At 45.4% G+C, this 13,141-nt stretch carries 9 protein-coding genes; 6 read left to right on the top strand and 3 right to left on the bottom strand.

Annotated elements, in window-relative coordinates:
• Positions 1–8: 8 nt before the first annotated feature.
• From ACFPIK_RS05965 to ACFPIK_RS05975, 3 genes are all read left to right on the top strand, one after another.
• The gene (locus ACFPIK_RS05965) at positions 9–3,152 is read left to right on the top strand and encodes a PKD domain-containing protein (protein ID WP_377913220.1); all 3,144 of its coding nucleotides are present in this window, start codon (positions 9–11) and stop codon (positions 3,150–3,152) included.
• A 62-nt stretch (positions 3,153–3,214) separates the two neighbouring features.
• Positions 3,215–4,225, top strand: coding sequence for a UDP-glucose 4-epimerase GalE (gene galE / locus ACFPIK_RS05970; protein ID WP_377913222.1), 1,011 nt, complete (start codon positions 3,215–3,217; stop codon positions 4,223–4,225).
• Positions 4,226–4,588: 363 nt separating this feature from the next.
• Positions 4,589–5,530 carry an alpha/beta hydrolase gene (locus tag ACFPIK_RS05975; RefSeq protein WP_377913223.1) on the top strand — a complete coding sequence of 314 codons (942 nt, stop codon included), beginning with the start codon at positions 4,589–4,591 and terminating at the stop codon, positions 5,528–5,530.
• Positions 5,531–5,551: 21 nt separating this feature from the next.
• Here ACFPIK_RS05975 and ACFPIK_RS05980 read toward each other — a convergent pair whose 3' ends face one another.
• A complete protein-coding gene (locus ACFPIK_RS05980; RefSeq protein WP_377913225.1) occupies positions 5,552–7,168 on the bottom strand; it encodes a hypothetical protein in 1,617 nt (538 codons plus the stop codon).
• A gap of 237 nt (positions 7,169–7,405) precedes the next feature.
• Here ACFPIK_RS05980 and ACFPIK_RS05985 point away from each other — a divergent pair, with 237 nt between their 5' ends.
• The 3 genes from ACFPIK_RS05985 to ACFPIK_RS05995 all read left to right on the top strand — a co-directional run bounded on the left by ACFPIK_RS05985 (position 7,406) and on the right by ACFPIK_RS05995 (position 10,633).
• The gene (locus tag ACFPIK_RS05985) at positions 7,406–8,422 is read left to right on the top strand and encodes an alkaline phosphatase D family protein (protein ID WP_377913227.1); all 1,017 of its coding nucleotides are present in this window, start codon (positions 7,406–7,408) and stop codon (positions 8,420–8,422) included.
• A 65-nt stretch (positions 8,423–8,487) separates the two neighbouring features.
• Positions 8,488–9,981 (top strand): calcineurin-like phosphoesterase C-terminal domain-containing protein, encoded by a 1,494-nt coding sequence (locus ACFPIK_RS05990; RefSeq protein WP_377913229.1) that lies wholly within the window; start codon positions 8,488–8,490, stop codon positions 9,979–9,981.
• 205 nt (positions 9,982–10,186) lie between these two features.
• Complete coding sequence (locus ACFPIK_RS05995; protein ID WP_377913231.1) at positions 10,187–10,633, top strand: GNAT family N-acetyltransferase; 447 nt, start codon at positions 10,187–10,189, stop codon at positions 10,631–10,633.
• Between the two features lie 44 nt (positions 10,634–10,677).
• Here the strand turns inward: ACFPIK_RS05995 and ACFPIK_RS06000 are convergent, their stop codons facing one another.
• Positions 10,678–11,058: a PH domain-containing protein gene (locus ACFPIK_RS06000; protein WP_377913232.1), complete on the bottom strand. Its 381-nt coding sequence runs from the start codon at positions 11,056–11,058 to the stop codon at positions 10,678–10,680.
• Between the two features lie 176 nt (positions 11,059–11,234).
• Positions 11,235–13,103 carry a gamma-glutamyltransferase family protein gene (locus ACFPIK_RS06005; RefSeq protein ID WP_377913234.1) on the bottom strand — a complete coding sequence of 623 codons (1,869 nt, stop codon included), beginning with the start codon at positions 13,101–13,103 and terminating at the stop codon, positions 11,235–11,237.
• Between the last annotated feature and the right edge of the window lie 38 nt (positions 13,104–13,141).

Here is a 13,141-nt window from a genome sequence, read left to right on the forward strand (position 1 = left end):
GGGGCAGAATGATGATTTCTTTTCCAAAAAAGCTTGCTAAGTTTCTATTTGTCCTGATTTTTTTTGGACAATCTTCTTCCTTATTTGCCCAGCTCAATACGCTTGGCAAAGAGTTTTATTTTGGTTTTATAGAAAATCACGCCACCTCTTTTTTGCCGGTGACTGGCTCAGTCATTGTCACAGCCAAAGAAAAAACAACTGGTTACATCGAGTATAATAACCAAAAGACGTTTTTTACCCTTGAGGCAGGCCAGCAATTTGTAAAAGACTACGAGGAAAACCGGGATTTCATCCTTCATCGGAATTCGGGTGTGGTGGAGAAAAAATCCATTTACATCAATTCCACTGGCTTGGTGGCAGTGCATGCATTTAATAAGCGCCAGGCCAGTGCCGACGGTTCAGTGATTTTGCCCTTGACCGCTTTGGGAAAGGATTACTACATCACCTCGCATTACGATGAGTTTGAGCCAGGTCTGGATGTATCACCTACCAATAGAAACTTTGAAAGCACGCTCTTGATCGTCGCTGTGGAAGATGACACCGATGTGGAAATCAATCCGACTACCCGTGTTGATTTGAATGGCAACCCAGTGCCCGCTGTGGCGCCGATTCAGATTACCTTGGATGCAGGGGAAACCTTTCAGCTGAAAGCGATCACCGGAGACCTTACCGGTACTCGGGTGAGAGTAGTCAATTCCTCAAATGGAGATTGCAAAAATCTGGCAGTCTTTGGAGGCAATAAAATGACAAGTGCGGGTGAAAATTGTGCTACCTCAGGAGATCATTTATTTCAACAGTCCTATCCGGTAAATTCCTGGGGAAAGTCGTATATCCATATTCCCCTGGCAGACAGGACCTCGGGAGAGATCATCAAAGTAGTCGCTTCCCAAGACAATACTCAAGTCCGTATCAATGGACAGGTACGAGGAACAATCAATCAGGGTAAATTTTTGACTTTTGAGTTTGGGAGAAATGACATCGTCTCCATAGAGACAAGCAAGCCTTCTTCAGTTTCGATGATCGCCAAAAGCGGAAACTGTAACGACCAAAACGATACCTACTCCCGCTATGGAGATCCTTCCTTGGTAGCCCTTAGCCCGGTCAATCAACTGATGAAAGACATGATATTCTCCTCGGTGAAAATCAATTGGGTCCGAACTCATCTCGTCAATATCATTGTCAAAAAAGGAACTGCCAATCAAACGATACTTAATGGTTTACCAATCGGCAATCAATTCAAACCGGTTCCTACCAACACCGCTTATGAGTATGCCAGAATCTCTGTCAACGAAGGAGCCAATCGGCTTCAAAATCCAGAAGGATTTATAGCCTATGCCTACGGTTCCGGTTCGGTAGAGTCTTATGCCTATCCCGTGGGAGCTACCTTGGAAGCTATTCAATTTGAAACGGAGACTACGTACAAGTTTAATGTGGAGGGTGATAAAGTGGCTTGTTTGGGTGAGGAAGGGACTTGGGCGATTTTTCCTGATTTTCCTGGATTCAAGGACTTTACTTGGAGTTTTGGAGATGGAAGTTCGGTGAAGGACGGTAAAAAAGTGACTCATACGTTCCAAAAACCCGGAAAATATGAAGTCTCTGTTTTGGCCTCTACCGGGGAAGGAAAGTGCGACAGCGAGGAGACTTTTCGTTTTGAAGTGGAGGTATTGGAGGTTTCTGGTACACTTGAAGGTCCCGAGTCAGTATGCCCTTTGATTGATGAGTTTGTGTACACGTTTGTCAGCTCCCAACCAGTTGGTCGTTTGAAGTGGGAAGTGGTAGGAGGTACGGTGTTAGAAGAAAAGGATAATCAGGTCAAAGTAAAATGGGGTGCAGCTTTGCAGCCTGCGAAAGTGAAAGCCATGCCATTTACAGCGGCGGGATGCCCGGGTAAAGAAGTGGAGCTTTCCATTCTCATCACCGAAACGCTTGAACCCAATTTGCCTAAAGGAAGTAGCGGTATTTGCGGTCCCAATTTGCCTTTGATTTATGAAGTACCTTTTCCATCTCCGGACCGAACCTACACCTGGACCCAGGTAGGAGGCACACTGATCTCAGGACAGAATACGCCCAAGGTTGAAATCCTATGGGATATCAATGCCCCGATTAGGTCTGTTTTTTATGAGGAGAACAGTAACATCAACGGAGCTTGCTCAGGTGTGTCTGAGGTGCTTGAAGTGAAAATATACCCCGAACTGAAGCTGGCCACATCCACTGCAATTGATCCGCTGTGTCCGGGACAATCCAACGGAAGCATCCAGCTTGTGCCGTCGGGCGGATCGGGAAAATACACCTATACCTGGTCTCATGATGCCAAACTTCAGACAAACATGGCTACTGGGCTGGAGGCTGGAAGCTACACCGTCACCGTGAAAGACGCTTCAGGTTGTGCAGCGATCAGCCAAATCATAACGCTTAAAGATCCCCAGCCCATTCGATTGGATGAACCAGTGATAGCTGAGGATAATTCGTGTTTTGGAGGAACTGATGGGGTGTTTAGACTAAAATTGGTGGGTGGTACACCGCCCTTTTCTGCAGTGGGATTCACTACTACTTGGGATGGAACTTTCCTTGGAGTACAAGGAGTAGGACAGGGGAAGTATCAACTTACCGTGCTGGATAGCAAAGGCTGCACACTTCCTGTGGAGGCCGAACTCGTGGGCCCTGAAGAAATCAAGGTCGAAGTGGAGGTACTCAAGCCCGGCTGTGCGGGAAGTTTGGATGGTGCGCTTTCTTTGCAAATCAGCGGTGGAGTAGCTCCTTATCAGGTGGTTTGGGATAATGGAAAAACCGGAACAGTCCTCGACAAATTACCTCCTGGAGAGTTTACTTATACAGTCACTGATGCCAAGGGCTGTGCACTGGTGGGATTGGCAGTTGTCAATCAAGCCGAGCCACAGCTGAGAATGCCAACGGGCTTTGATCCAAGAGATGGTGTTTTTCAGCCTGTTTCCAATTGCAGTGTGTCTTTCGAACTCATGATTTGGGATCGTTGGGGAGATTTGGTTTTTGTCGGTTCGGAAGGCTGGGACGGCCGGGTCAAAGGGCAAAATGCACCTATCTCCACCTATTCCTATTTGATTCGATACACGTATCTGCTCGAGGGTGTCGCAACCACCTCTGAAAAATCCGGCATTTTTACCTTGATTCGATAGGTTTTTAAAGCTCCTAATCCGAGGATTTGAATAGCTTTGCTAAAGCTAATTTTTCCCAATTCATGAAGAAAATATTGATTACAGGCGGTGCCGGTTACATTGGTTCTCATACGGCGGTGGAGCTTTGGAATGCCGGAATGGAGCCGATCATCCTGGATGACCTATCCAATACCAATGAGGATGTACTGGATCGGCTCAAAGAAATTACAGGAAAACAGTTTGTGTTTTACAAAGGTGACTGTAATGATAAATCGCTTTTAGAAAAGATTTGTGCAGCTCATCAGATCGAGGGCGTCATTCACTTTGCCGCTTTCAAAGCGGTAGGAGAGAGCACCCAATTCCCTTTGAAATATTATCAGAATAACGTGGGATCGCTGCTTGTTCTTCTCCAAGTAATGAAGGAAAATGGAATCCACGACCTGGTATTTTCTTCTTCTTGTACGGTTTATGGTCAGCCGGATGTGTTGCCTGTTACTGAGGCTACCCCGAGAAAAAAAGCCGAAAGCCCTTACGGAAATACCAAGAAAATCTGTGAAGATATTTTGGTGGATTATGTGAAAAGCAAGCCGGGAATCCGGGTGATTGCGTTGCGTTATTTCAATCCGGTGGGCGCACATCCAAGCAGTAAAATAGGGGAATTGCCCATCGGTACACCTCAAAACCTCGTGCCCTTTATCACTCAAACGGCAGCAGGTATCCGGGAGAAATTAACCGTCTTTGGCAATGACTACGACACATCAGACGGAAGCTGTGTGAGGGATTACATTCACGTGGTGGACTTGGCTGATGCGCATGTGAAGGCTTTTCAGTACCTAGCTGAAAAAGGAGCAGATTTTTATGATGTCTTCAATGTGGGTACAGGAAATGGCAATACCGTACTGGAGGTGATCCATGCTTTTGAAAAAGTAAGTGGTGAAAAGCTCAACTACGTCATCGGCCCACGCCGTCCCGGAGATGTGGTGAAAACCTGGGCAGACACCACTAAAATCAACCAAGTCCTGGGCTGGTATCCTAAGTTTTCGCTGGAAGACTCCATGCGAGACAGCTGGAACTGGCAGAAGAGTTTGGGGTAAAAAAAATGCGGGTTTAGGCCCGTTTTTTTTGCTGCTGGGGGGTTGCATCTTCAAAACCCAACCTTATTGAAATCTAAGCCCAAGGATATGACCTCCAAATTTCAAATTTGAAGAAGCCCTGAGAGTATGAGCTTATTACCCCAATCTTTCACAGGTTAATCCGGAGTGTTTCCTGTTTTTAGAATTGATGATTTTCCGCTTTTCTACCGGTAACCAAATAAGGTAAGGTTTTAATCCGATTAGAGGTGCTGTGGACTGTCGTCGGTGGTCAGTCGACGAATATCCGCGATCTTTAGAGCCGTTGACCTACTTAATACTTAGATTGCGGATATTCAAACTAGAATTAATTCAAAATCCTTCACTATGCATTTGAAGCAAATGATTTCATTCCTCGCGCTACTATTCTTCTGGACTAATTTATCAGCACAAGTGGCTGATTTACCGATCACCTTGCAGACCGAAACAGGCAATATAGAAGGTACTCTGCTTGTTCCTGAAAGTAAGAATAAGGTTCTGTTAGTGTTGATCATTGCCGGTTCGGGTCCAACTGATCGAGATGGGAATAACCCGGTGATGAAAAATAACTCCTTGAAAATGTTGGCCGAAGGCTTGGTGGAAAATGGGATTGCCTCTGTAAGGTATGATAAGCGAGGAATTGGAGAAAGCAAAAATGCAGGCGTAAGCGAAAGTGAGTTACGATTTGAGCATTATGTCCAAGACGCCCAAGCTTGGGTGGATTTTTTAAGTAAGGACAGCAGGTTTTCCGAGATTATCATCCTTGGACATAGTGAAGGTTCATTGATTGGGATGATTGCAGCTCAAAATTCCGAAGTAGACAAATTCATTTCTTTGGCGGGAGTGGGTACTCCGGCAGGTGAAATTATCCGCGAGCAATTAAAGCCTCAACCCCCCTTTGTATTGGAGCAATCCCTTCCTATTCTAGAGAAATTGGAAAAGGGAGAGACAGTGGCTGAAGTCCCTCCCATGCTTTTTTCGCTTTTCCGTCCCAGTGTTCAGCCTTACCTTATTTCATGGTTTAGGTACGATCCACGACAGGAACTTTCTAAGCTAAACAAGCCTGTTTTGATCATTCAAGGCACCACCGACCTTCAAGTAGGAGTTGCGGATGCTGAAAAATTGGCTAACGCAACAAAAAGGGCCGAACTGCGCATCCTAGAAGGGATGAACCATATTTTGAAGGAAGCTGAATCAGATCGTGCGAAGAACATTGCCACCTATTCCATGGCTGACCTGCCACTAAAAACCGACTTGGTTAAGAGTGTGATTGAGTTTATCAGAAAATGACCCTGCTTTCTTATTGAGCCCTTACTCAGGATAATTCTCCAAGACAAATGCCTCCGCATTGCCAAAGCAAAAATCATCCACCCATTTTTCCACGTCTGCGCTGGATTTGAAATGAGCAAGGTGAGTTGCTTTTGGATCTTTTCTCGCAAGGTCAATTACCTCCACTAATTGATTGGCCATGGAATCGAAGCTTAGCACGGTGGGGAATGGATTGACCGGATCAATCAACCCTTCGAAATCAGTGCCGATGGTGAGGCATTTCCAAATGGAAGTTTTTTCAGCGGCCGATAGATTCGGATTGGAATAGGCACTTTTCACGAAACCTTCCAGATTTTCCCAAATCAGCTGAATGCTGTTTCGTTTTTTCTCCCTTGTCTTATCCTTCTTGATATCGTCTGAGGTGAGTCCCAAGATTCGTTGGTCAAATGAAAGCCCAATCAAACCTCGTGTCTTGACGATCACCTCAATGTCCTCATCGCAAAGGTTGATGTTCCAGGCATTGAATTTTCCCGAAGGGTCGGTGTAGTCGTCTTTTTCTTTTTTCTCAAAAGTGATATGGTCCTGAAGCGTTTTTATACCCGAATAACCGCAATGGGAAGCAATCACCGGAATTCGGTCACCTTTTGCCAGACGCATTTTCACCAAGTCATAATATTCTACGCGTGACCTAGCAGCCATGTGTTTGACATCAATGAGAATGCGGTAACCCAAGGATGAGTCTGGTTCGCCCGCTAGATTGAGCCCTAAGATTTCTCGTAGGATGCGATGCCCATTTCTGCGAAATCCCTCATTCATATGCGGACGCTGCTTCATCAGGATTTTTCCCATTCCGGGAATCGAGTGGGCATGCCCACAGAGTCGATTGTCAAAGTGATGGGCAAACGTGATGAAAAAGACAGGAACCTCCCACATCTTCTTGATGAACTGAACGCGGTCAGAGATGTCCTGCACGGTCTTGACTCGGTCAGTACCCAATGCGTGTGCCCCTTCAATGGTGAGAATCATGGTGATTTCGGTATCGTCAGCCAAGGAGGTTTGTAATTCAGCTCTGTTTTTTGGGATTCGGTAACAGGCATTTTCTGCGACATAAGAGGCGGGATCCTCTTTTGCTCTTTTTTCTGCCGCTTTTCTTTCTCCCAAAATTGCTCCAGGAACATGCATTTCATTCTTTGGGATTCGGATACCGGAATCTTTGATGACAAAATTTTTCTCCCGAGTTAGGGATTCCCAGTAATCGTAATCAGGAGATTGGAAGTAATCCACGACCTTGTCCGGGATTCGCATGTAAGCAGTCTGGAGTAAATCCCTTCTCAGACCTTTATCTCCCAGTAGGACACTTGCCAAAAAGTGGTACCATTTGTCTTCTTTGATCTTAGGGTCCATGCCCTGAACAAATTCTCGTTCAAGGGGATAAAGCGAATTGAATGTGAGTCGAAGGTTGGCATTCCAGCACTTTACGAGATCGATCTGACTGTAGCTGGCACCCATTTTTCCATCTTCGATCGCTTTAGAATTGGAGGCAATGACGGTCCAGGGGCTGAATTCGCCTTTACGGGTAAATTTCTTTTGCTTTTCCTGCATCTGGAAATGCGCCCTCATGTGGTTGTGGCAATGCAGGTCTGAAAATTTTCTCTTCATGATTTTTTAAAAATTGGTGGATAAAAGTGGAAATCTGAGTTGAATTGAAGCTCATTCAATCCTGAATTCAATAAATTCAACTGCCTTTAAAACAGGATTTAAGGTCAAAAATTCAGCTAATAATTCCAAGGGATGAAGCTAAATGATCCTGCTTTCCATGTGAACAAATTGAGAAATTTGATCAGAGGCGAAGGTCTTTTCCATTCACTTTTGCATTTTGATCCTAAATCTTTGCCCATGAAAAATCCAATCCATCCGCTATCCTTTTTCTTCTGTCTCTTTTTGCTTTTCGCCAGTAAGGATGATGTCAAAGCGCAGCAAAAGAAATCTATTCAGGTGATCGCCTTTGGCTCTTGTAATCGTCAGGATGCTCCCCAGCCGCTTTGGAAATCTATTGTAGCTGATCAACCAGATCTTTGGATGTGGATGGGAGATAATATTTATGGGGATTCACCTGTGATGGATACGCTGAGAGCCAAGTATGCGCGACAAAATGCTAATCCGGACTATCAGGCTTTAAAATCGAGTACTCCGATCATAGGAATTTGGGATGATCACGACTATGGAATCAATGACGGGGGAAAGTATTTCGCTCAAAAGAAAGAATCACGTGACCTCATGTTTGAATTCTTAGGTGTGCCTGCAGATGCTCCGGAAAGGTCCAGAGAAGGCGCGTATGCTTCTCATACTTTTGGAGAAGGAGAAAATCTGGTAAAAGTCATTCTGTTGGATGCCCGCTATTTCCGCGATACGCTGGAGCGGATCAATCGGGTCTATCAAATCAATAAATCGGGAGAAGTATTAGGGGCAGATCAATGGAAATGGTTAGAAAATGAACTCAAGTCAAGTAAAGCAAAAATCAACCTGATCATTTCGGGTATCCAGATGCTTCCCACCGAGCATGCCTATGAGAAATGGGCTAATTTCCCTCAGGAACGTGAAAAGCTCCTGTCCTTGATTGCAAGTTCGGGGGCTAAAACACCGATTTTACTCAGCGGTGACCGACATATTGCAGAGATCATGAAGCTTCAGGATGCTCGGTTTCCAAAGGGACTTTATGAAATCACATCCAGCGGACTCACCCATACCTGGAGTGGAATAGCAGAGGAAACCAACTCATTCCGGGTCAGTGAATTGATCGCTAAGCTGAATTATGGATTGGCGATGATCGACTGGAAAAAAGGAGAGATCACTTTTGAGGTGAAGGGGGAGAATGGGGCGGTATATGCGAGTGAAGTGATTAAACTTGACTAATGACCAATTTTCAATGAGCAATTCTCAATGAACAATAACTATATCACTCATAACCCAAACCAACCATGTTCAACAGAAGAGATTTTATCAAAAGCCTAGGATTGACTTCAGCCGCATGGCTGAGTTTAGGGGACAGCGTTTTGGCTGATATTCAGCGCGAATTTCCGCTTCAGAACCAACCCTTGTTGTTTTTCCCGATAAGAATTAAAGGTAAGGTGAGTGCCGCCGGAAAAGGAATAGCAGGTGTATCTGTCTCCGATGGACGGCTGGTCGTTCAGACGAATGCTTCCGGAGAATTTGACTTGATTTCAGGTTCAGATCGGGATTTTGTATTTGTCTCCCTTCCTTCCGGATTTGAAATTCAGAAGCTTTCCAATGGTTCGGCTTCCTTTTTCCAACGGATTGACAAAAGGAAAACCGAGCAATCCCTGAGTTTTGAATTGAAAAAATCATCAGCATCAGATTCTAACCACCATTTTCTCCTCTTGTCAGACACCCAAATCCAGGATGAGTACGAAGCACATCAGCTTCTCACTGTAGCAGCTCCGGATGTGGTGAAAACCCTTGCCTCGCTTAACGATCCGAATGCATTTGGAATCGGTTGTGGAGATTTGGTTTATGACAAGTTGGAGCTTTTCAAGGAATACAATCAGTCCGTGCAGATGTACAACATTCCCTTTTTCCAGGTAATCGGTAACCATGATATGGATTTTGGAGTGCGATCCGATGCCTGGACGGCGAGCACCTTCAAGGGCCACTTTGGACCAACCTATTATTCCTGGAATCGAGGGGAGATCCATTATGTGGTTTTGGATGATGTGTTTTATCTCGGCACAGGTTCCCGCTACATTGGCCTTTTGCCTGAAGAGCAATTGGCATGGCTTGAACAGGATTTGAAGACAGTGGAAAAAGGAAAAACAGTCGTAGTCTCCCTACATATTCCTACACTCACAGGCGCAGTCAAGCGATACCCTCAAAATGATACGCTTGGAGGAACAGTGAGTAATCGGGAGCATCTCTATCGAATGCTGGAGGGCTACCAAGTTCACATTCTCTCTGGCCACACCCATTTCAATGACAATATGATCAATGGTCATGTCTACGAACATTGCCATGGAACCGTATGTGGCGCATGGTGGTCAGGACCGATTTGTCACGATGGTACTCCGAGTGGCTACGCAGTTTACGAAGCCAAAGGCTCCGAACTCAGATGGAAGTACAAGGGTACAGGATTGGACATCAATGAGCAGTTTAGAGTCTATCTGGTAGGTTATCACAAGGATTTTCCCGATCACATTTCCATTAATTGTTGGAATTATGATCCGGAGTGGGAAATCTCTTGGTTTGAAAATGGCATGAAAAAAGGTACCCCTGAAAAGATTCTTGCGGTAGATCCTTGGAGTGTCGAATTACATACAGGGCCAAATCTACCCGCCCGACGCACTTGGGTGGAGCCACAGCTAAATGATCACATGTTTTTCTTCAAACCTGAAAGCAAGGAAAACTTAACAGTGGAAGTAAAGGACCGATTTGGAAATGTCTATTCCAAGAAGATTTAAGCTTTCTTAAATTCAAAAAACACACCGCTTATTCATCCAAAAGGCGGTGTGTTTTTATAATTAATGTAGTGTTTTGGTCTGAAATTTTGGTGATGAAAAGTTTTTTCGAAGTGGAGAATTAAAGAGTCATGTGCTTCTTGGAGAATCTTTGAATCTGAAGCAACTTGTGCGTTTAAATCACACCTTGCTAAATTCAGTCATTTCCATGAACCTTTCCCATACCCTCAAATCATTTCAAGAGCTGAGTACTGACGAGCTTTATGCCATTTTGAAGCTTCGGTCGGAGGTGTTTGTCGTGGAGCAAAACTGTCCCTATCAGGACATGGATTACAAAGACCAAAAATGCTTCCACCTGATGGTCTATGACGGGGATATTTTGGCAGCATATTGTCGACTGCTTCCTTCTGGAGTTTCCTATGAGGAAATTTCAATTGGTCGGGTCATATCTGCGCCTTCCCACAGAGGAACGGGCGTGGGGAAAATCGTCATGCAACTCGGTATCCGCTATTGCGAGGAGCTATTTGGTGCAGGACCTATCCGAATCGGTGCCCAAGTGTATGCCAAGCCATTCTATGAGGCATTGGGATTTGTCGCAGAAGGGGAGGAGTATCTGGAAGACGATATTCCTCATGTGGAAATGGTCCGATCCTAATGGATAAAAGCAAAAATGGCTCTCAACGCGGAGAGCCATTTTTGTTACTTGCAAACGTGATGTGCCAGTACTCGCTGCACATCGTATACATTGACCGATTTGTTAAACTGCTTGCGGATACTGGGCTGCTGCTCGCTGGAAATCCAGATTTTGAGTTCCGCATCCAAGTCAAACGTACCCGAAGTCTCCACGCTGAATCGAGAGATGCTTTTGTAGCTGATGGAGATGTATTCCGTCTTGCTTCCCGTAATGCCCTGCACATCGACTAGAATCAGGCGCTTGCTGGTAAAAATAAAGGTGTCTCTGACCAGTTTGAATCCCAATTCAAATGATTCCCCTTCGGCTAACAGCTGTCCGTATTTTTTAGAAAGTTCCTCTTGGCTTACCGCCCCTGCATTGCCTAATAAGGCTGAAAATAGTCCCATGGTAGTTGATTTTTTGTAAGCTAAACTAACCTAATTTTTAAATCATGACCCTCATTTCTACAAAATCTCTTATGATTTCATTTTCTCAATCGCTTTGAAAAGGAAAAAGGAACGGACCTCCGTCCATTCCTTTCCTTTTAATCCGAAATCAAAATTCCTAAATCCGATATCCTGCATTACCACGCTATCCCATAATCATCTCCATAATTACTCGCACCACCCCAGAAGGTGCCATGCTTCCAATCAATCCAGATGGCGGTGATAGGTCCCGAGGTTTTATTCCAAAAGTCCATGATGTAACCTTTGCGGAGTAAATCTCTTCGGATCCATTCCGGAGTGTCTTCTCTAAGCGTAATGGCTCCGGGACGGATTTCATGGTCGCCAAAGCTGCTTTGCATTTGGTAAGAGTTGAAGTTGGGAGCCTCGACAGCTTCCTGCACATTCATGTCAAACTCGACCACATTCAGGAAAAACTGCAGGAGGTTCTGATCCTGTGAGTCTCCTCCTTGCACGGAGAAGGCTAAGTAGGGCTTTCCGTCTTTCATCGCCAGGCTTGGAGTCAAAGTCACTCTCGGACGCTTGCCAGGATCGGGTAGGTTGTAAGGATTCAGGTTTTTATCTAGGACAAAACTCTGCATCCGTTGAGAGAGGCCTACGCCGGTATTTCCGGCAATGACTGCCGGAATCCATCCACCAGATGGAGTCACAGACACGACCCATCCTTCCGCATCTGCAGTTTGTACTGAGGTGGTGCCGCTTTGGAAATCTGCTAGGAATTTTTCATCCAAACCTGCTTTTAGATCTTCAGGAGAAAGGGCTGCTACCGTTTGCTTGTTTTTGTTCAGCAGGTTGAGGTAAGGATTGCTTTCCCCTTGGAAAGGGTAGGGGTCGCCTGCTGTGATTTTCGGATCATTGATCTCTCCGATCAGCTTGGCTCGTTCTTTTGCATATTCTTTGGACAAGAGACCTTTCATGGGGGACTTCACAAATGCCGGATCACCGTAGTAAAAATCCCGGTCTGCAAAGGCCAAACTCATCGCCTGATAGACAGTATTGATGTAGTTGGCTGAGTTGTAACCCATCGACTTCAGGTCAAAGTTTTCCAGGATATTCAAAGACTGAAGCAATGCGGGACCTTGGGTCCATTCCTGAAGTTTGTACACATCCACACCTCGGTAGTTGACCTGGAGGGGTTCTTCGATTTTCACTTTCCAGTTGGCCAAATCTGATTCGGTGAAAAGACCGCCTTGCTCTCTCGTACCTCTTACGATTTCTTTGGCGATGTCACCTTTGTAAAAGCGATCATAGGCCGCATAGATGGCTTCTTTTCGGCTTTTCTTGGCTTTCAATGCTGCTCGTTCTGCTTCTACCAGCTTAAGAAGGGTTTGGTAAAGGTCTTCCTGCACAAAGATTTCTCCTGCGGATGGAGCTTCTCTTTGTTCTCCCAAGTGAGGCAAAAACACCTTTTTAGAATAAGGCCATTCTTTGATTCTGGCTTTGTTGTTTTCGATGGCATTGGCAGTTTGGGCTTCGATCGGGTAGCCTTTGGCCAAATCCATCGCCGGCTTGAGCACTTGCTCCAGACTCATGGTACCAAACTCTGCCAACATAGTCATGATTCCACCTGGAGTACCCGGAGTTGTAGCCGCCAAAGGACCAAATTGGGGAGGATAAGCCATTCCTTGGGACTTGTAAAAATCTACGGTGGCACCGGTTGGAGCAACGCCCATGGCATTGATTCCGATGACTTTTTTGGTCTTTGGATTGTAGATCAGGGCTTGGGTTTCTCCTCCCCAAGAGAGCACGTCCCACATGGTGGATGTAGCGGCAATCATGGCGCAGGCAGCATCCACGGCATTTCCACCTTGCTGGAAAATCATGGAGCCTGCAGTCGCTGCAAGAGGTTTTCCGGTGATTGCTACCCAGTTTTTTCCATGAAGAATGGGTCGATTGTTGGGTGTGGTACCTGCACCGAGTCCGGGCAATCCTTGAGCAAAAGCATTCCAAGAAATAAGCAGGAATGCCAGGAAGTAAATCTTTTTCATGTGATTATAATTTGATTTTAATATGCCACATGGAATGC

The sequence above is a fragment of the Algoriphagus aquatilis genome (assembly GCF_042657405.1).
Lineage (GTDB): Bacteria > Bacteroidota > Bacteroidia > Cytophagales > Cyclobacteriaceae > Algoriphagus > Algoriphagus aquatilis.